This window comes from Pseudomonas fluorescens (genome assembly GCF_018614655.1).
GTDB classification, from domain to species: Bacteria; Pseudomonadota; Gammaproteobacteria; order Pseudomonadales; family Pseudomonadaceae; genus Aquipseudomonas; species Aquipseudomonas fluorescens_BX.
This window is the reverse complement of record NZ_JAGGOG010000001.1, coordinates 14,950-33,735: the sequence shown is the minus strand read 5'-3', so window position 1 is coordinate 33,735 and position 18,786 is coordinate 14,950. Positions and strand designations below refer to the sequence as shown.

The 18,786-nt window shown below is 58.7% G+C and carries 16 protein-coding genes; 12 read left to right on the top strand and 4 right to left on the bottom strand.

Annotated elements, in window-relative coordinates; all coding sequences use genetic code 11:
- Positions 1-75 precede the first annotated feature (75 nt).
- Together J7E41_RS00140 and J7E41_RS00135 are read right to left on the bottom strand one after the other, a co-directional pair.
- Positions 76-2,181, bottom strand: coding sequence for a TonB-dependent receptor family protein (locus J7E41_RS00140; protein WP_214989396.1), 2,106 nt, complete (start codon positions 2,179-2,181; stop codon positions 76-78).
- A gap of 21 nt (positions 2,182-2,202) precedes the next feature.
- Complete coding sequence (locus J7E41_RS00135; protein WP_214989395.1) at positions 2,203-2,910, bottom strand: HpcH/HpaI aldolase family protein; 708 nt, start codon at positions 2,908-2,910, stop codon at positions 2,203-2,205.
- 346 nt (positions 2,911-3,256) lie between these two features.
- Here J7E41_RS00135 and J7E41_RS00130 point away from each other — a divergent pair, with 346 nt between their 5' ends.
- Positions 3,257-3,739 carry a DUF2867 domain-containing protein gene (locus tag J7E41_RS00130; protein WP_214989394.1) on the top strand — a complete coding sequence of 161 codons (483 nt, stop codon included), beginning with the start codon at positions 3,257-3,259 and terminating at the stop codon, positions 3,737-3,739.
- A gap of 198 nt (positions 3,740-3,937) precedes the next feature.
- Positions 3,938-4,681 (top strand): FadR/GntR family transcriptional regulator, encoded by a 744-nt coding sequence (locus J7E41_RS00125; protein ID WP_214989534.1) that lies wholly within the window; start codon positions 3,938-3,940, stop codon positions 4,679-4,681.
- 7 nt (positions 4,682-4,688) lie between these two features.
- Here the strand turns inward: J7E41_RS00125 and J7E41_RS00120 are convergent, their stop codons facing one another.
- Both J7E41_RS00120 and J7E41_RS00115 read right to left on the bottom strand, forming a co-directional pair.
- The gene (locus J7E41_RS00120; protein ID WP_214989393.1) at positions 4,689-5,504 is read right to left on the bottom strand and encodes an NAD-dependent epimerase/dehydratase family protein; all 816 of its coding nucleotides are present in this window, start codon (positions 5,502-5,504) and stop codon (positions 4,689-4,691) included.
- A 73-nt stretch (positions 5,505-5,577) separates the two neighbouring features.
- Positions 5,578-6,303, bottom strand: a complete 726-nt coding sequence (locus tag J7E41_RS00115; protein ID WP_214989392.1) for an oligogalacturonate-specific porin KdgM family protein — start codon at positions 6,301-6,303, stop codon at positions 5,578-5,580.
- 356 nt (positions 6,304-6,659) lie between these two features.
- Here J7E41_RS00115 and J7E41_RS00110 point away from each other — a divergent pair, with 356 nt between their 5' ends.
- From J7E41_RS00110 to J7E41_RS00065, 10 genes are all read left to right on the top strand, one after another.
- Entirely contained in the window at positions 6,660-7,814 is a 1,155-nt protein-coding gene (locus J7E41_RS00110; protein ID WP_214989391.1) for a mandelate racemase family protein, read from the top strand.
- A gap of 72 nt (positions 7,815-7,886) precedes the next feature.
- The gene (locus J7E41_RS00105) at positions 7,887-9,497 is read left to right on the top strand and encodes an ABC transporter substrate-binding protein (RefSeq protein ID WP_214989390.1); all 1,611 of its coding nucleotides are present in this window, start codon (positions 7,887-7,889) and stop codon (positions 9,495-9,497) included.
- 55 nt (positions 9,498-9,552) lie between these two features.
- The gene (locus J7E41_RS00100) at positions 9,553-10,590 is read left to right on the top strand and encodes an ABC transporter permease (protein ID WP_214989389.1); all 1,038 of its coding nucleotides are present in this window, start codon (positions 9,553-9,555) and stop codon (positions 10,588-10,590) included.
- Between the two features lie 50 nt (positions 10,591-10,640).
- Positions 10,641-12,251, top strand: a complete 1,611-nt coding sequence (locus tag J7E41_RS00095; protein ID WP_214989388.1) for an ABC transporter substrate-binding protein — start codon at positions 10,641-10,643, stop codon at positions 12,249-12,251.
- Positions 12,252-12,301: 50 nt separating this feature from the next.
- Complete coding sequence (locus J7E41_RS00090; RefSeq protein ID WP_214989387.1) at positions 12,302-13,219, top strand: ABC transporter permease; 918 nt, start codon at positions 12,302-12,304, stop codon at positions 13,217-13,219.
- Positions 13,220-13,233: 14 nt separating this feature from the next.
- Complete coding sequence (locus tag J7E41_RS00085) at positions 13,234-14,073, top strand: ABC transporter ATP-binding protein (protein ID WP_214989386.1); 840 nt, start codon at positions 13,234-13,236, stop codon at positions 14,071-14,073.
- An 11-nt stretch (positions 14,074-14,084) separates the two neighbouring features.
- A complete protein-coding gene (locus tag J7E41_RS00080; RefSeq protein ID WP_214989385.1) occupies positions 14,085-14,861 on the top strand; it encodes an ABC transporter ATP-binding protein in 777 nt (258 codons plus the stop codon).
- A 25-nt stretch (positions 14,862-14,886) separates the two neighbouring features.
- Entirely contained in the window at positions 14,887-15,255 is a 369-nt protein-coding gene (locus tag J7E41_RS00075) for a 5-carboxymethyl-2-hydroxymuconate Delta-isomerase (protein ID WP_214989384.1), read from the top strand.
- Between the two features lie 13 nt (positions 15,256-15,268).
- Entirely contained in the window at positions 15,269-17,086 is a 1,818-nt protein-coding gene (locus tag J7E41_RS00070) for a glycosyl hydrolase family 28 protein (RefSeq protein WP_214989383.1), read from the top strand.
- 302 nt (positions 17,087-17,388) lie between these two features.
- Positions 17,389-18,765 (top strand): epoxide hydrolase family protein, encoded by a 1,377-nt coding sequence (locus tag J7E41_RS00065; protein ID WP_214989382.1) that lies wholly within the window; start codon positions 17,389-17,391, stop codon positions 18,763-18,765.
- Positions 18,766-18,786: the final 21 nt, after the last annotated feature.

Sequence of the window (18,786 nt, the reverse complement as noted above, 5' to 3'; positions counted from 1 at the left end):
ACAGTTTTCCTGGGGGCGGCAGTTGCCCGTCCCACAGGATCGGGCAACTGGTTTACAGGGGCGCAAGTGCGCGGTTTAGAAGCGGTAGTTGACGCCTAGAGTGAGCGAACGCTCTGGTGCGGGCTGACGCCCCCACGGACTGGTATCGATACCGCGGAAGTAGTACTCGCGGTTGAACAGGTTGCTGACGCCTGCGGACGCGGTCAGGACGCTCTTGTTCTTCAGCTTGAACTCACGCTCAATGGCGGTGTTCCAGACCCAGTAAGCAGGCAGTTTACCCACGCTGGCAGTGGCATCTTCATCGCGGGAGTTGGCGGCATCGGTGTAAGCGCTGCTGACGTACAGGCCATCAAGGTTGTAGGTCCAGTGCTCGGCAAAACGGTAACGACCGTCTACCGTGAACTGATTGCGTGAGGAATACGGTACTTCGTTGTTCTTGAATGTGCCGTTGCGTTGCTTGGCATCGAGGTACGCATAGCTGGCGTGCAGGTCCAGGTCAGGGAGTGCTGCTGGCGTCCAGAAAATCTCGGTTTCGAACCCCTGGTGACGTGTGCTTCCGAGGTTGTCGAAGCGGTCGGTCGTGGCGTTGTAGGCGATCTGGTCATCGAAATCGATGCGGTACAGATTGAAGTCGACGCGCATTCCGTCCCACGGGGTGTAGCGCACGCCGGTCTCGTAGTTCCACGCCAGTTCGGCGCCGACATCGCCTTCCTTGACGATCTGTGTGACTTGCGGTGGACGCAGGGACTTCTGGGCGTTGGCATAGACGTACCAGGTGTCGGTCGCCTGATAACCCACTGTCAGGCCAGGCAGCCATTCTTCCGATTTGTTCTCGCGCGAGAACCCGGTGATGCCATCACCGTAATCCATGCGGGCGTTTTCGTAGCGCACACCGGGGGTGATGGTCAGGCGATGATCAAGCAGACTGATGGCGTTGCTCAAGTAGAACGCGCGGGCGTCGTCATCGAACTTCCAGTCCCGAAATGGCGTCGTCTTGCCGGTAGCGATGCTCTGGCGGTTGACCTTGTAGTCGATGTCTTCGCTGACATAACGAGCGCCCAGCAACCAGGTCTGGCCAACCGTGTCGCCATCGATGGTGGCGCTGATGCGTGGCTCCGTGCCCCAGACTTTAAAGTCGCGTGGGCCATCCTGTTTGGTCGCTGCCGTACCGTCCGGGGTGAACGGCAGGCCCACCACGAAGTTGCGGTAGCTGTCGTGGGCGAAGTTGGTCCAGCTGAACTCTACCGAGTCGAATGGCCCCATGGCGCCCAGACGCTGGGTGTAGGTGCCCCAGACGCGATTGGTGTCGCCCTCGAAGTGGTCCAGCGGACGCGTCGATTGCCGGGAGTCATGCTTGTAATCCTTCACGCTGAGCGCTCCGGCCAGGTCCATGTCGGCCTTGTAGCGCTGGATACCGAAGCTCAGATCGCGATCATCATCGATGTTCCATTGGCCACGCAGACGGTAGTTCTGCACATCGGTGTCGGAGTGCTCACGACCGTATTCGCCACTCAGGGTGTTGATGTCCAGTTGCAGGCCGAAGTTGTCGGTCAGGTAGCCGCCGGTGCCCAGGTAGCTGTCCCACAACTGACGCCCGCCAGCATTGAATGTCATCTTCTCCTGCAGCGTGGTTTCCCACTCGCGGGGAATCGGCTTGCTGATGAAGTTGATCACGCCGCCAACGTTGTTCGGACCGTATTGCACTGCGGCGCCCCCGCGCACGATATCAATACGGTCGACCGTGGCCATGGTCATTGGAAACAGCGACAGGCCCGTCTGGCCGTAGGGTGCCAGTGCCAGTGGAATGCCGTCCGACAAGGCTTGAATCCGGCCGCTACGACTTTCATACAGCCCGCGTACCGAAATCTGTGGCAAGGCGCCGGTACCGGTTTCGTCAAAGATCTTGACGCCCGGTACCCGTTGCAGAGCATCGTCCAGACCGCGGGCGCTGGCTTTTTCCAGGTCGCTGGAATCGATCACGCTACGGCTGCCGGCGTAAGTACGCACTTCCTGATCGCTGGCCGTGCCGAGAACGTCCCCCTGAATCGTCACGGGCGCCAGTATTACGCTACCGGTGGGGCCGGTGGACAGTTCGACAGGTTGATCGGCGGCCATGGCACTGTGGCAAATGCCCAATGTGATCAGGCTGAGTGAAAAATGCAGTGAGATTGTTGTTTTCATTTGGACTACGTTGGCTCGTTTTTACTGCTGGAGAGAATGCAGGCGGGCTTTCAATGCGTTATGCAACAAGCCTCGGTCTTCACCGGCCAGAAAGCTTCGGATCCCGCGAGCGCGCCATAGCGCATTCTGTTCGGGCGTGCGGGGATTGGCGCAGAACGGTATGCCGCTGCCAAGGCAGGCATCGGCCATGGATTGCAGTGTTTGCCAGACTTGAGGATTGAGCGGGTCGGGCCCCAGATTGAGATCGAGCGCTAGATCCAACGCGCCTTCCATGATCATACCGACCCCCGGCAGCTGTAGAATCTCGCCGAGAGCGTCGACCCCGGCGCTGCTTTCGATCATCGGAACAATCGGGGTCTGGCGATTGGCCAGATCAATGTATTCGGGTAAGGGTAGGCGACCGAATCCGGTGATACGGCCGCCGGTTATTCCACGTTTTCCCAGGGGTGGGAAGAAGGCCGCCTCGATGGCACGCTGAACTTGCGCAGCACTTTCGGTCCGTGAAAGCACAATGGCTTCGATGCCGGCATCCAGTGCCCGACCGATCAGTTTTTCGTCCACTTGCGGTATGCGCAGCCAAGGCGAAATGCCGGCAGCCTCACAAGCGCGGACGCAATGCATGATGTCTTCTTCGGAGCGCAGCAAGTGTTCAAGGTCGAGAATTACGAAGTCATAGCCCGCAAACGCGAGCATCTCGCAAAGCAGGGGTGAAGGCAGAGAGTTGAGCATGCCGTAGACGTTTTTTCCTTCGTGTAGCCGGGAAAATACCTGAGAGGTTCGTATCACTGGCGCAGGCCCTGTCGGCTCGAATGAGTGAATTAATAATAATCATTCCCAAACGTAAGTAAACATTTTTAAGTGGCCGAGCAGTGATATTTGTGATGACCCTCATAAAAATCCCGACTTGGGTATTGAAAGTATTGTCCAACAAGGGGGAATACCGACCGATCATGGTCAGCAGATATTCAGTTGAAAGGTTGAGGATGTTTTAGGGCCGTCATGACATGGCATGATGCTGATGATCGGCTTCCGGTTTTATCGGAAATGGCAGTCGAGCCACTGAGGGAGATAACGTTTGGCTACCACATCAACTGTTCACACGCTGTGTGCACTGTCTGATCTTGATTACTATGACAGTCGGGCGGTCCCGCTCCCTTTTGAAATCACTACGCTTGAAGCCTGGAACATCATAACGGCCGATTCTGGGCTGCTCATGCGACTTGCCTTCCGAGCGAGGGATACGATTTCCTCGTTATTTGGTGTGCGGCGGATCGGCGGGTTTTCGGGCGATTGCGCAGAGACAGTGTGTGCGGGCGAGCGACTGGACTTCTTTTTGGTAGAGCATAGCGCCCCCGACATGCTGGTTCTGACCGAACGCGACAGGCACCTGGACGTCATGATTTGCCTCTCGATCATAGATCGTGTGTTCACGATCACATCATCTGTCGTAACGCATAACGTTTTTGGGCGCATCTACATGTTGCCGGTAGGACCAGCCCACAAGCTGATCGTCAATAGTCATCTCAGGCGACTGAAACGAACGCTTGAAGGGCGGTAGAGTGTTCATTGTCGCAGGAGGCTTCTGAACCTGATCAAACGGGCAGGTCGTTTACTGGGTAAGCGTGGCGCTCTCAAGTTAGTCACCGGGTAGCAAGCAGGGCAAGGCCAAGCAGCAGAATCACGCGAGATGCATGTTGTCGTACAACTGCTTGAGCTATTATGAGTCCTCATTCGCAAACCGAGATAAATGCTCCCAATGGACTACCACAACGTCCAACCCGGTGCTCGAAAGCACCGTAGCATGGCTGAGGAGTTGGTCGCCGATCTTTCGCGACGCATATACGAGGGCGAATTTGCGCGTGCGACCAAGCTGCCCACCGAGTCTCAGGTCATGCAAACGCATGGTGTCAGCCGGACCGTGGTGCGCGAGGCTATTTCCCGCTTGCAGGCTGCTGGCCTGGTGGAAACGCGCCATGGCATCGGCACTTTTGTCTGTGACATACCGAGCCCGAGCGGCTTTCGAATCGACCCGGCCAGTATTGTCACGTTGAGCGATGTTTTGGCGGTGCTTGAGTTGCGCATAAGTCTGGAGGTGGAGGCTGCCGGCCTGGCCAGCCACCGACGTACGAATGAGCAACTGCAACTGATGCGTGACTCCCTCGACATTCTCAAATCCAATGCCATCAGTGCCGAGTATGCAGTGGCCGCTGACTTTCAGTTTCACCAGCAGATTGCCCTGGCCACTGGCAACCGCTACTTCACTGACATCATGCTGCACCTTGAAGTGAGTATTCTCCCGCGCGCTCGGGTGCACTCCACGCGCCAGGCCAACAACGGTAAAGAGCCTTATGTGGAGCGATTGAGTCGCGAGCATGAAGCGATCTACCAGGCGATCGCTCGAGGAGACTCTGATGCGGCGCGCGCGGCCATGCGCTTGCATTTGTCCAACAGCCGCGAGCGTATGCGCCGGTCTTATGAAGCGGCAACGCCCGCTGACTGAGCAAGGTTCAATCGTTTTCAAATGGCCCGGCCGCCGTGAAAGCTCCACCCTGGAACAGGCGGTCGGGATCACTTGCTCCGGGCTCAGGTTGTCGTTCGATTTTTTCGCGAAACGCTTCCGAACTGTCCTGCGGGATAAAGCCCAGGTGCGCAGCGTGACGATTGTTCCACCAAGTATTGCGGTTGGCAGAAACGCCGTACACCACGGTATGCCCCACATCGCGAGCCAGCAGTGCGCGCTCCATCAGTTGCCCCAGGTCCCGGTAGCTCAACCAGGTGGACATCATCCGTCGATTGCGCGGCTCTGCAAATGAAGAACCGATACGCAAGCTGACTGTTTCAATGCCGTAGCGCTCGAAATAAAAGGTGGCCATGTCTTCGCCATAGGATTTGGACAAGGCGTAATAGCCATCCGGTCGGCGCTCGCTGTGAGTATCCAGCTCCTGATCCTGACGATGAAAGCCGGTGACGTGATTGGAGCTGGCGAACACCACACGCTTGATCCGATGTTTGCGCGCCGCCTCATAAATATGAAACGTGCCGCGAATGTTAGCGTCGAGAATCTCTTCAAAAGCCCGCTCAACAGATATCCCGCCCAGGTGGATGATGGCGTCGACATCCTCTGCCAGGGTATGAACCTCTGCTTTGTCGGCCAGGTTGCAATGAATGACTTCCTCATGATCGCCGGCACTGGGTGTCATGGGGCTGATGTCGGACGCGCGCACGATATTGGCGTGGGCCTGCAAGGTTTCTCGCAGGATTTGCCCCAGGCCACCGGCGGCACCGGTCAGCAGAATGCGGTTGAAGGGTTTGGCTGTAGTCACACTGAATCTTCCGTATCGGTGGAAAGTAAGCCTGCGCGGCAATCCCTCAAGCAGTGCCACGCAGGGGTGGGCGTTACATAAAGTTGTACTGGACCCCCAGGCGCCAGCGTGCCTGGCGATCTTCGCTGGTGGAGTTGACTTTGACGTCACCGATCTCCATGAACGGTGCCCATTCCTTGGTCAGCTTGTATTTGACGATCATGTTCTGTTCGTAGTCGCTCTTCTTGTTGTCGTAGCGGATGTAGTCGGTCTTGAAGTAGATGTACTGGTACTCAAAGGCCCATTTGCTGGCCGGGGTATAGCCCAGCCAACCTTCGAAGCGATTGGTGTTCTGGTTGTCCTTGATCCGATCAGGCAAGTCCTCATTGATCTGATCACGGTCGAGCTTCTTCGCGTCCAGCCGGTAGCGAGTGGCGACGTAGAAAGCATCGTTGATCTTGTAGTGGTACTTGAGGCCGAACTTGTAGGTCGTTGAGTCCTTCGAGCTGTCCATCTGGAAGGCAGGCGTCAACGTCGATTGCGGGCTGAGCTTGTAGTTGTAGCTGACTGTGAACTCGTGGCCGTTGTTGATCATGTTGTCGTAGGCGACATCTTTGCGATCGCCGGCCGTGCGGTATTTCAATTCCCCCTCGAACCCTAAACCGTTATCCATGCGGTAGCCGAGCTTGATTCGATCAGCGTGGGCGCTGTCGTCTTCGGTGAATTGATGGCGGTAGTTGATGCTGGCGGAATCGGCACTGACGCAGAAGGGCAGGCTGAGGGTGGCGAGAGTCAAAAGCGTGCGTAGGGTGGTGTTCATACGGTCTTCTTTTATTGTTTTTGTTGGGGTTTCCGCCGGTCTATCGACCGCGAGTTGTTACGACCTTGTTACATTTTGCGCGCCGACATACGTTATCGTATGACTTGATCGTGGTCTACGTGTTATCAGTCATTTTGAAATACTTAGTTACAATTACATCCAGTGAATAGGGGGTATTTGGTAAATCAAGTTATTTGGAATTGTCTCTTTGAGTGAGGTTTTTAGGGGGTTTGTACGGGCGTGTTGAGGATTTGCGAGGAGTTTTAGGTGTCTTTTCAAATGTTGTACGATGACATATGATCGATCTCAGCAGACGACGCTCCTGTCACAAATCAATAAGAAGGCTAAAGACGTCCATGAGAATTACCGCAGTCAATGTCCAGGTATTTTCCTACCCGACTCGCCGCGCAGTAGACAGTGCCGGCCACGCCCATCCCGGCGAAGTCGCCCCGGCCAAGATGGCCCTGTTGCGCATTCAGACCGAGGAGGGCGGCGAGGGTTATGCCTTTGGGGCGCCGGAATTGATCCGTCCTTATGTGCTCGATGGTTTTGTGCGCAAGGTGCTGGTGGGGCAGAACGCTTTTGATCGGGAAAAGATCTGGCACGACTTGGTGCACTGGCAGCGTGGCAGCGCCAGTCAGTTGACTGACCGCGCCCTGGCCCTGGTGGAGCAGGCATTGTGGGATTGGGCCGGGCGCAAGCTGGGCGTGCCGGTGCACAAACTGATCGGCGGTTTTCGCGACAAGGTGCCGGCTTACGGTTCAACCATGTGCGGTGATGAATTGCCGGGTGGCCTGGCAACACCCGAAGACTACGGGCGCTTTGCCGAAACCCTGGTCAAGCGCGGCTACAAGGCGATCAAGTTGCACACCTGGATGCCGCCCGTGTCATTCGCGCCGAGCCCGCGCATTGACGTTAAAGCCTGTGCCGCGGTGCGCGAGGCGGTCGGTCCGGACATCGCGCTGATGCTTGACGGCTATCACTGGTACAGCCGCACGGACGCCTTGTTTATCGGTCGCGAGTTGCAAAAGCTCGATTTCGCCTGGTTCGAAGAGCCCATGATGGAAGACTCGGCTGAGTCCTATGCATGGCTGGCGGGCCAGTTGGACATCCCGGTGCTGGGGCCGGAAACCCTGGCCGGCAAACACTTGAGCCGTGCCAGCTGGGTGAAGAATGATGTCTGTGACATCTTGCGTGCCGGTGTGGCCGGCGTCGGCGGTATTGCACCCTGCCTGAAGGTGGCGCATATGGCTGAATCCTTCGGTATGGATTGCGAAATCCATGGCAACGGCGCGGCCAATCTGGCCGTGGTCGGTGCGATCAAAAACTGCACCTGGTACGAGCGTGGATTGCTGCACCCGTACCTGGACTACGACGAAGTTCCGGCTTACCTCAAGCGCCTGGTGGATCCGATGGACAGTGATGGGTTTGTTCATCTGTCTGACCTGCCGGGCTTGGGCGAGGACATCGATTTCGAGTTTGTCGAGGCCAACACACTCAACCGCTTTTGATATGAACACAGGGTTCCCGACGCTCGTCGGGAAGCCCAAGAGCCCTATAAATATAAGAAAGGCGTTTTTACTATGAGCATTCTTCCTTCGCTGTGGGCGCGGGTGCTGGCGGCGACCCTGGTGGTTGGTGCAGTGTCTGTTGCGCATGCCAAGACTCCGGCCGATCAGTTGATTGTCGGCATGAGCATGATCAATCTGTTGTCTTTGGATCCCGCGGCGGCCACCGGGCTGGATGTGTCGGAGATCAATGCCAACCTCTACGACATGTTGCTGGTGCAGGACGTGGCCAAGCCGGACCAACTGGTACCCGCTCTGGCCGAACGTTGGCAGGTCAGTGATGACCGCAAGACCCTGACCTTCAATCTGCGCACTGATGTGAAATTCCAGTCCGGCAACCTGTTGAGCGCTGAAGACGTTGCCTGGTCGCTGCATCGGGTGCTCAAACTGAACCTGGCGCTGGCCTCCACATGGAAGGCTTATGGGTTCAGTGCTGAAAATGTCGAGCGCTACATGCGTGCCACTGACCCCAACACGTTTGTCATCGAGCTGCCACGGCCGACTGACCCGCTGCTGGTGCTCAATACCTTGGCGACTTCGCCCAGCGCATTTATCCTCGACCGTAAAACCGTGCTCGAACATCAGAAGAACAACGATATGGGCGCCGCCTGGCTGGTGACTCACGCCGCCGGCAGCGGCGCTTTTGTGCTCAACGACTGGCGTGCCAACGACGTGATCCTGATGACCCGCTTCGACGGTTACTGGGGTGGTCCGGCCAAGCTCAAGCGTATCGTTATGCGCAACATGACCGAGTCTCAGTCGTTGCGGCTGATGATCGAGCGCGGGGACCTGGACATTGCCAAAGGCATGTCTGCGCCCGACATCCAGGCCCTGCAAGGCAACGCCAAGGTACGCACCCAGACCTTGCAGCGCGGCACCTTGTATTACGTCGCTCTGAGCGTGAAGCAGCCAATGTTCGCGGATGTTCGGGTGCGTAAAGCGGTGCGTTCGCTGATCGATTACCAGGGCATCAACCAGACGGTGATGCCGCACTACGGCCTGATCAACCAGCGCCCTCTGCCTCTGGGCCTGGCGGCGCGCCTGCCGGACCCGGGCTATCGCCTGAACGTCGAGGAGGCCAAAAAACTCTTGGCCGAAGCCGGCTACCCCAACGGTTTTAAAACCACCATTCGTGTCCTAGCCGAGCCGCCGTTCATCAATATTGCGTCCAACCTGCAGTCGACCCTGGCCCAGGCCGGGATCGAGGCCAGCATCATCACCGGCACCGGCAACCAGATATACGGCGCCATGCGTGAGCGCAGCTTCGACATCATTGTCGGTCGCGGCGGCGGTGGGGCGGAGCGCCATCCCCACTCCAGCCTGCGCACGCTGGTATACAACCCGGACAACCGCGACGAAGCCAAGTTGAGCAACTTTCAGGGCTGGCGTACCTCGTTCTACAGCCCGGAGCTGAATCAGTTGATCGAAAGTGCCGAGGTCGAGCCTGATGCGGGCAAGCAAGTGGCTCAGTATCGCCAGATTCAGCAGCAACTCGATGAGCAAGTGGGCGCGATCCTGCCGGTGTCGCAGATGACCGACACGGTGCTGGTCTACAGCGACGTGACTGATTTCCAGGGACATACGGCGGCCACCACTCGCTACAAAGACGTTTACAAGAAGCGCTGAAAGCGGCGCGGGGTAAAGCCTCGCGTCCTCGTGACCGACTGATCAGGAGCTCACCATGTTTGTTTTGACTGCCTCTGTATTGGGGGCTCGTGCTTCCAATACCGCTCGACGTGCCGGTACGGTCCTGGTGACCTTGCTCGGCCTGCTGGCATTGACCTTCATTATTGGCCGGGTCATGCCGCTGGATCCTGTGCTGGCCGTGGTCGGGCCGGATGCCGACAGTTCCACCTACGACCAGGTGTACAGGGCCATGGGCCTGGACAAGCCGATCTGGACTCAATTCGGCCTCTATCTCAACGACCTGCTGCATGGCAATTTTGGCAACGCACTGCTGACCGGTCATCCAGTGCTTGATGACATTCGCCGAGTGTTTCCCGCGACGATAGAACTGGCCACCCTGGCGATCCTGTTCGGCATCGTCATCGGCCTGCCGCTGGGTGTGTGTGCCGCCAGCAATCAAGGCCGCCTGGGTGATCACGTGGCCCGGGTCATTACCTTGTTTGGCTACTCAACGCCGATTTTCTGGCTGGGCATGATGGGCTTGCTGGTGTTCTATGCCTGGCTGGGCTGGGCCGGTGGTGCCGGGCGCATTGACCTGGCCTACGACGGCATGGTGCCCGACGTGACCGGTCTGTTGCTGGTTGACTCGGCGTTGGCACGGGACTGGGATGCCTTTGCCAGCGCCTTGCGCCATATCGTGCTGCCGGCGCTGATCCTGGGGCTGAACTCGGTGGCGTATATCAGCCGCATGACCCGCAGCTTCATGCTGGAGCAGCTGTCCCAGGAGTACATCATCACCGCCCGCGTCAAGGGCTTGTCCCGCCGCCAGGTGGTGTGGGGCCATGCTTTTCGCAACATTCTTGTGCAACTGCTGACCGTGGTGGCCCTGGCCTACGGTTCTCTGCTCGAAGGTGCGGTACTCATCGAGACGGTGTTCGCCTGGCCCGGATTTGGCCAGTATCTGACCAGTAGCCTGATGCTCGGCGACATGAACGCCGTAATGGGGTGCGTGTTGGTGATCGGCCTGATTTTCGTTGCGCTCAACCTGATCAGCGACGCGCTCTACAAAGTGTTCGACCCACGCACCCGTTAAGCCTTGTGCCGTGGCGGTACCGATAAAACTATAAGAAGAGGGATCCTTGAGTGAAGACTGAATTTTCCAAACTGCGTATGGGTTTGTTAGCGGCCGCCCTGGCCCTTGGTCCGATGACGCTGGCCAACGCCAAGACGCCGGCCGATCAACTGATCGTGGGTATGAGCCTGGTCAACCTGTTCTCCATCGACCCGGCCAATGCGCCCGGTCTCGACGCCTCGGGCGTCAACGCCAACCTCTACGACACGCTGATCAAGCGTGACCACGGCAACCCGGAAAAGCACTTGCCGCAATTGGCCGAACGCTGGGAGATCAGCGAGGACGGTAAGCAGGTAACCTTCCATTTGCGCCAGGACGTGAAGTTCCACTCCGGCAACCCACTGACTGCCGAGGATGTGGCCTGGTCGCTGTACCGCGTGATGAAACTCAACTTTGGCCTGGCCACCACCTGGAAGGCCTACGGTTACAGCGTTGAGAATATCCAGTCGCTGATTCGTGCCAGCGACGCCCATACCCTGGTCATCGATCTGCCTCAAGTAATGGACCCGTTGTTGTTGGTGGACTCCCTGGCCATTTCGCCAAGCGCCGTGGTGGTAGACCGCAAGACCGCTTTGGCGCATGAAAAAAACGATGACCTGGGCGCCGCCTGGCTGGTAACCAATGAAGCGGGCAGCGGGCCTTTCGTGTTGACCCGATGGAGTGCCAATGATTCGCTGTTGCTGACCCGTTTCGACGGTTACTGGGGTGGGGCAGCCAAGCTCAAGCGCGTGGTGGTGCGGCACATGACCGAGTCGCAGTCCCTGCGCCTGATGCTGGAGCGCGGTGACCTGGACCTGGTTTACGGCATGGCGGCGCCGGACATCCGAGCCATTGACGGCTCGGATAAACTCCAGGTGCAGTCTCTGCCACGAGGCACCCTGTACTACGTGGCCATGAGCATGAAACAGCCGCAGTTCGCCAAGCCCAAGGTGCGTGAAGCGGTGCGCAACCTGATTGACTACAAGGGCCTGGATGCACAGGTGATGCCGTACTACGGCACGCTCAACCAGCGGCCGATGCAACTGAGCCTGGAGGCGCGCCTGCCGGACCCCGGCTATCACATGGACGTGGCCAAGGCCAAGCAATTGCTGGCTGAAGCCGGCTACCCCGAGGGGTTCAGTACCACCATCCGCACCTTGTCCGAGCCACCCTTTATCGACATCGCCGCACGCCTGCAATCGACCCTGGCCGAAGGCGGGATCAAGGCCAGCATCGTCACGGGCACCGGCAACCAGGTATACGGCGCGATGCGTGCGCGCAATTTCGAGATGATCGTCGCCCGTGGCGCCGAGCGTTACCCGCATCCGTACTTCAGCCTGCGCACCTTTGCCTATAACCCCAACAACAGTGATGACGCAGGCTTGCCGAATTTCCAGGGTTGGCGCGCGTCATTCTTCAGCCCGCCACTCAACAACCTGATTGATCAGGCAGGCGTGGAGCGCGACGCCGCCCGGCGCCTGAGCCTGTACCACCAGGCGCAGACGCTCTACGACCAGCAAGTCGGCCCGATCATGATGATTTCGCAGATGACCGACACCGTGGTCAGCGCTGCTGACGTCAAGGGGTTTACCGGCGATGACGCCGAGGCCACCCGTTACCTGGGTGTCTACAAGCAGCGCTGAGTCAGGCCGGGTATGCCTGGCCATTCTGATTTCACACAGAGAACTTGCTGATGAATGCCAATCTGTCTTCCATTGATTCCACGGTGAAGCAGCGGGTGGATCGTACGCCCGGCTCGAGCTTCGATGCCTTTTGCAAAAGCGGCGCGCGGGTTTTGCGTCACCTGTTGCGTAACCCCATGACTTTGGCCGGCCTACTGGTGGCGCTGCTGTTGATCGTCGTGGCGGCGTTCGCCCCGTGGATCGCCACCCATGATCCTGTCGTGCAGAACCTCGCCAATGCCTTGCAGGCGCCGGGTGCGGCGCATTGGTTCGGGACCGATGAATATGGCCGCGACATCTTCAGTCGCCTGGTCTACGGCTCCAGGATCACCCTGTACATCATCGCCCTGGTGACTGTGATTGTCGGGCCCATCGGGTTGTTTATCGGCACCGTGTCGGGCTACTTCGGCGGCGCCGTCGATACCGTGTTTATGCGCTTGACTGACATCTTTATTTCTTTCCCGAGTCTCGTACTGGCCCTGGCGTTTATCGCAGCCCTGGGCCCCGGCCTGGAGCATGCCGTGGTGGCGATTGCCTTGACCTCCTGGCCCCCCATTGCCCGGCTGGCGCGGGCAGAAACCCTGTCGCTGCGCAACGCGGATTTTGTGGTGGCGGTGGAGCTGCAAGGGGCAACACCGGCGCGGATTATCCTGCGCCATATCGTGCCGATGTGCCTGTCATCGGTGATCATTCGCCTGACGATGAACATGGCCGGAATCATCCTGACCGCCGCGGCCCTGGGCTTCCTCGGGTTGGGTGCACAGGCGCCGTTACCGGAGTGGGGCGCGATGATTTCCACGGGACGGCGCTACATGCTCGAGTGCTGGTGGCTGGTCGCCGTGCCTGGTGCGGCGATCATGTTGGTCAGCCTGGCATTCAACCTGTTGGGCGACGGCCTGCGGGACATTCTTGATCCGCGTAGCGAATAACGGAGGTACACCTGATGTCCGCCATCAAATTGAACGTTGAAGGGCTCAATGTGCGCTTCGTCAACGGTGGAAAAGAAACTCACGCCGTGCGTAATGTGTCGTTCGCCCTGGGTCAGGAAAAGCTGGCCATTGTCGGCGAGTCCGGCTCGGGCAAATCCACCGTCGGGCGCAGCCTGCTCAAGCTGCACCCGGCCAGTGCCAGGATCAGCGCAAAGGCCATGACATTTGGCGAGATCGATCTGCTCTCGGCCAGCGAAAAGGCCATGCAGAAGATTCGTGGCCGGCGAATCTCGATGATCATGCAAGACCCCAAGTATTCGCTGAACCCGGTGGTCAAGGTAGGCGACCAGATAGCCGAAGCCTACCTGGCCCACCACAAGGCCAGCCGCAGCGATGCCCGTGAGCGGGTCCTGCAGATGTTGGAGCAGGTGCATATCCGCGACCCGAAACGGGTCTACAACCTGTATCCCCATGAAGTCTCCGGTGGCATGGGGCAGCGCATCATGATCGCGATGATGGTCATCACGCGCCCGGAAGTCATCATTGCCGACGAGCCCACTTCGGCCCTTGACGTCTCGGTGCGCCAGCAGGTGCTCGGCGTACTGGAAGAGTTGGTGGAACAACAACAGATGGGGCTGATCTTTGTCAGCCACGACCTCAACCTGGTGCGCAACTATTGCGATCGCGTGCTGGTGATGTACGCCGGACGGGTAGTGGAATCCCTGGCCGCCTGCGACCTGCAATACGCCGAACATCCCTATACCCGTGGCCTGCTGGCTGCGTTACCGAGCATGGATAACCGCCGTGTGCACCTGCCGGTGCTCAAGCGCGATCCGCTCTGGCTGACTCACTGAGGAACTTGACCATGCCCATGATCCAAGCCCACGCGCTGAACCTGAGTTTCGGCACCGGCCTTGCCCTTAACCAGGTGCTGCACGATGTCAGCCTCAGTGTCGCCGACGGCGAATCCTTTGGCCTGGTGGGGGAGTCCGGCTCGGGCAAAACCACCGTGCTGCGCTGCCTGGCCGGGCAATACCTGCACTGGCAGGGCGAGCTAAGCATTGCTGGCGTGCCGCTGCAGCACAAGATTCCCAAGGAGCATTTTCGCCAGGTGCAGATGGTCTTCCAGGACCCTTACGGCTCCCTGCACCCGCGGCATACCATCGATACCGCCCTGCGTGAGCCGCTGATTATTCACGGGGTAGGGGACAAGGACGACCGGATCAACGAGATCCTGCTCAAGGTTGGCCTGAACGACAGTTTCCGTTTCCGCTACCCGCACCAATTGTCCGGCGGCCAGCGTCAGCGGGTGGCCATCGCACGGGCACTGATTCTTCAGCCACGGGTGCTGTTGCTGGATGAGCCGACCTCGGCCCTGGATGTTTCGGTCCAGGCGGAGATTCTCAATCTGCTTACCGACCTGCGTCAGCAGGAGAAGCTGACCTACCTGATGGTGACTCATGATCTAGGGGTCGTGACGCACTTGTGCGACCGCGTCGCGGTGATGCAGCAGGGCAGGATTGTCGAGCTGCTCGACAGCCGGGGCCTGAGCCAGGACCTTGCAGCGCACGACTACACGCGGATGCTGGTGCAGGCCAGTCGTGATTTCAGCCAGGACTCGGAGCGCAAGCTCGCGGGTTAAGCGGATCAATTGTGGAGAGCGCGACATGCCCCATTGCCTTATCGATTGCCCTGAGACCCTGGCGAAACGCGTCGGCGAGTCAACGCTGCTCGCTGCCGTACACGATGCCCTTGACGCCTTCGGCCTGTTCAAACCGGGGGATATCAAGGTGCGACTCAATAGTTTTGTTCATTATCGTTGCGACGCTACCCAGGACGACTTTGTCCATGTGGCGCTGTACCTCTTGGCCGGCCGTAGCGCCGAACAGCAGCGTCACCTGGCTTCGGCGACGTTGGCTGCGCTGGTGACGTTGCTGCCGGACGTCGAGACGTTATCCATGGATGTCCGGGAAATGTCGCGGCAGACGTTCGTCACCCGCAGCCAATACCTCCAGGAAACCGGGTTGTCGGTCTGAACAAGGAAAGAACATGCCTTATCAACATTTTGCTTCAGCCCAGCGCAAGCATGCTCTGGCGTTGCCATTAGCCGCCACTTTGGCTCTCAGTTGCAGCCTGCCGTCGTGGGCGCTGGACGCACCGTCAAAACTACAAGTGCCAACCCTGGCCTTCGATGATCAGCAAATCATTCTGGTTTGGGAAAAGCCCGCTGATCATGCCGATATCAGGGACTACCGGGTCTACGCCAATGGCACCCTGTTGGGCAGCAGCAACGCCAACAATGACCGGGTATCGCCGGCCAAGGCTTACATCGACCGATTCTACGAGCAGGACACCGCGAACTTTCACTACCGCATCGGCATTCACAGCTACACCGCTCAGGGCCTGAAACCTGACACTCAATACCGCTTCACCGTGCGTTCGGTGGGTGCCGATGGCAAGGAGTCGACTGACAGCCCGGCGCTCGTGCAACGCACGACCAAGGTTGCGTCGGTATTCGACGTGAGAACGTATGGCGCCAAGGGCGACGGCAGTAATCTCGATACCCAGGCCATCCAGAACACCATCGACGCCTGTACCGCTGGCTGCAAAGTGCTGTTGCCCAAAGGCATCTACAGAAGTGGTGCGCTGTATCTCAAAAGCAACATGACCCTGGAAATCGCCGAGGGCGCGACGTTGCTCGGTTCGGAACGTGCCGAAGACTATCCGCTGGCGGGCTACATTCAGTACCCGTACTCGAGCACGGTACGTCCGGCCTCGTTGATCAACGCCTTGCCGCGTGACCCACGCCAGCACCAGTCGTTCGAAAACATCCGTATCACCGGCAAGGGCACGATTGACGGTAACGGCTGGAAGCGCCGCGCAGATGTCACCGATGAGCGCGGTCAGCCATTGCCGTTCTACCTGCCCAGCGATAACACGCGCTATATGCAGGACGGCGTCCTCGCCAAAGCGCAGGTCGAGCAAGCGGTGGCGCGGGGAATGAACATCAAGGATGCGTACGGGCAGATGCGCTCATCGTTGATTACCCTGCGCAATGTGAAAAACGTCTTCTACGGTGGTTTCACCGTGGTGAACCCTGCGTTCCACGGGATCATGAACCTGGAGACCGAGAACGTGGTGCTGGCCAATACCACGCACAAAACCTACGACGCCAACAACGGCGACGGCATCGAGTTCGCCAACAGCCACGGCGCGATGGTCTTCAACAACTTCTTTGACACCGGTGATGACTGCGTCAATTTTGCCGCGGGTACCGGTGCCGATGCGGTGCATCAAGCGCCACAGGAGGATGCGTGGATCTTCAACAACTACTTCCGCAAAGGTCACGGCATGGTGGTTGCCGGCAGCCATACCGGGGCGTGGATTCAGAACATACTGGCTGAAGACAACGTCTCGGACGGCACCGATGCCGGTTTGCGGATGAAGAGTACAAACTTCATGGGCGGCGGGGCGCGTAACGTGATTTTTCGCGATTCAGCGATCCGCAACACCGTCAAACAGGCTTTCATTTTCACCCTCGACTACAACGATCCGAACGCCAAGCTGGACTACCAGCGTTCAACTGTCCCGGGGCAATTCAAGGATATTCGGGTCAGTGATGTGAGTGTTGAAAATGCACAAGGCAAGGCGATCGAGGTCAAGGGCGATAGCGCGAGCAACGCCTGGCATCAGGGCCTGGTGTTTGAACGCGTGCGCTTGCGGGGCCCGGCCAAGGTGCAGATCGATGGCTTGAAGGATTCGCAGTTCAACAGCGTTGTTTTCAGCGAGACCGGCGGGACGAACCCGTGGCGGGTGAGTAACAGCCAGGGGCTGATTTTCAAAGAAGTGGACCCTGCACCGCTATAGATCTCCAGCACGGTGGAGTCGGTAGGCATCCACCGCCACCGCCACGCCAACGCCGGGTCGGCGATGGTTCAGATGCGCCCCGCAAAGATCCCTCTCGCTGTTTCTCGGCAACCAATCCTCTCCGACACAAATGTATCTCTGTGTATCCAGGCCGCATCCCGATACGAACTGTTTCTTTTGTGGGCTGTTGGTGACACATCCGAGATACCGGATCGACCTTTAATAAGCCCCATAGACCCGCAAGTCAGATCTAAGTATCGACCGCCGCGCCTATAGGCCACTTACTCAAAAGGAGATTCATCATGCGTGCAGTTTCTGCCGTTTCTGTCTGGCACCGTTGCCTGGCTTCATCCGCCAGGGTTCAGGTGTTCGGCCTCGCACTGCTGGCTGGCAGCAGTGGTGTATGGGCAGCCACCACGGTTGCCGACAATGCGTCTGCCAGCGTGGCATCGGCTAAATCGGAGGCCATTCGCCCCTACCGCATTCATGTTGATGAAGCGCGCCTGACCGACTTGCGCAAACGCATCGCAGACACCCGCTGGCCTGATAAGGAGACCGTCAACGACATTTCCCAAGGCGTGCAACGGGCGCAGGTGCAGGCGTTGGTGACGTACTGGGGCAACGGTTACGACTGGCGCAAGGCCGAGGCCAAGCTCAATGCTTTGCCGGAATACATCACCACCATCGATGGCGTCGACATCCAGTTCATCCATGTGCGCTCGCGCAATCCCAACGCCATGCCGTTGATCCTCACTCACGGCTGGCCGGGTTCTCAATTCGAATTCCTTAAAACTATCGGCCCGCTGACCGATCCGACCGCTTATGGCGGGCGGGCAGAAGATGCTTTCGATGTCGTGATTCCGTCGATTCCCGGCCATGGTTTTTCCGGCAAACCGACCGAATTGGGCTGGGGGCCTGACCGGGTGGCCAAAGCTTGGGATGTGCTGATGAAGCGCCTGGGCTACACCCATTACGTGTCCCAGGGCGGCGATCATGGTTCGGTGATCTCGGACGCATTGGGCCGCCTGGCACCTCAAGGTTTACTGGGCATCCACCTGAACATGCCGGCTACCGTACCGCCGGAGCTGGTGAAGCCGATCAACAGCGGCGATCCGGCACCGGCCGGGCTGACCGACCCGGAACGCACGGCCTATAACTCGCTGAGTACGTTCTTCGGTCGCAATGCTGCTTACGGCGCGATGATGGTCACTCGGCCGCAGACTATCGGCTACCTGCTGGCCGATTCGCCCTCCGGTACGGCGGCGTGGATGTACGAAAAATTCGCGGCCTGGACCGACAGTGACGGCAAGCCTGAACGTGTGCTTGGCCGTGATGAGATGCTCGACGACATCAGCCTGTACTGGCTGACTAACACCGGCGCGTCGTCCTCCCGTTTCTATTGGGAAAACAACAACAATAACTTCAGCGCCGCGGCGCAAAAGACAGCGGACATCAAGGTCCCAGTGGCGATCACCGTGTTCCCGCACGAGATCTACCGTGCGCCGAAAGTCTGGGCACAGCGTGCCTATCCATCGCTGTCCTACTTCAGCGAAGTCAGCAAGGGCGGCCACTTCGCTGCCTGGGAGCAGCCTCGATTGTTCAGCGAAGAATTGCGTGAGGCATTCCGGCCGTTGCGTGCGGCTGCAAAAAACACGGGTATTCAGGCTAACAGGCAGTGATCGACGCCTGAAGGGGAGAGC

What these genes read in the sequence shown, in the direction of transcription:
- J7E41_RS00140 (WP_214989396.1), bottom strand. Translation starts at nt 2,181, where the DNA reads ATGAAAACAACAATCTCACTGCATTTTTCACTCAGCCTGATCACATTG.
- J7E41_RS00135 (WP_214989395.1), bottom strand. Translation starts at nt 2,910, where the DNA reads ATGCTCAACTCTCTGCCTTCACCCCTGCTTTGCGAGATGCTCGCGTTT.
- J7E41_RS00125 (WP_214989534.1), top strand. Translation starts at nt 3,938, where the DNA reads ATGGACTACCACAACGTCCAACCCGGTGCTCGAAAGCACCGTAGCATG.
- J7E41_RS00115 (WP_214989392.1), bottom strand. Translation starts at nt 6,303, where the DNA reads ATGAACACCACCCTACGCACGCTTTTGACTCTCGCCACCCTCAGCCTG.
- J7E41_RS00110 (WP_214989391.1), top strand. Translation starts at nt 6,660, where the DNA reads ATGAGAATTACCGCAGTCAATGTCCAGGTATTTTCCTACCCGACTCGC.
- J7E41_RS00105 (WP_214989390.1), top strand. Translation starts at nt 7,887, where the DNA reads ATGAGCATTCTTCCTTCGCTGTGGGCGCGGGTGCTGGCGGCGACCCTG.
- J7E41_RS00100 (WP_214989389.1), top strand. Translation starts at nt 9,553, where the DNA reads ATGTTTGTTTTGACTGCCTCTGTATTGGGGGCTCGTGCTTCCAATACC.
- J7E41_RS00090 (WP_214989387.1), top strand. Translation starts at nt 12,302, where the DNA reads ATGAATGCCAATCTGTCTTCCATTGATTCCACGGTGAAGCAGCGGGTG.
- J7E41_RS00085 (WP_214989386.1), top strand. Translation starts at nt 13,234, where the DNA reads ATGTCCGCCATCAAATTGAACGTTGAAGGGCTCAATGTGCGCTTCGTC.
- J7E41_RS00080 (WP_214989385.1), top strand. Translation starts at nt 14,085, where the DNA reads ATGCCCATGATCCAAGCCCACGCGCTGAACCTGAGTTTCGGCACCGGC.
- J7E41_RS00075 (WP_214989384.1), top strand. Translation starts at nt 14,887, where the DNA reads ATGCCCCATTGCCTTATCGATTGCCCTGAGACCCTGGCGAAACGCGTC.
- J7E41_RS00070 (WP_214989383.1), top strand. Translation starts at nt 15,269, where the DNA reads ATGCCTTATCAACATTTTGCTTCAGCCCAGCGCAAGCATGCTCTGGCG.
- J7E41_RS00065 (WP_214989382.1), top strand. Translation starts at nt 17,389, where the DNA reads ATGCGTGCAGTTTCTGCCGTTTCTGTCTGGCACCGTTGCCTGGCTTCA.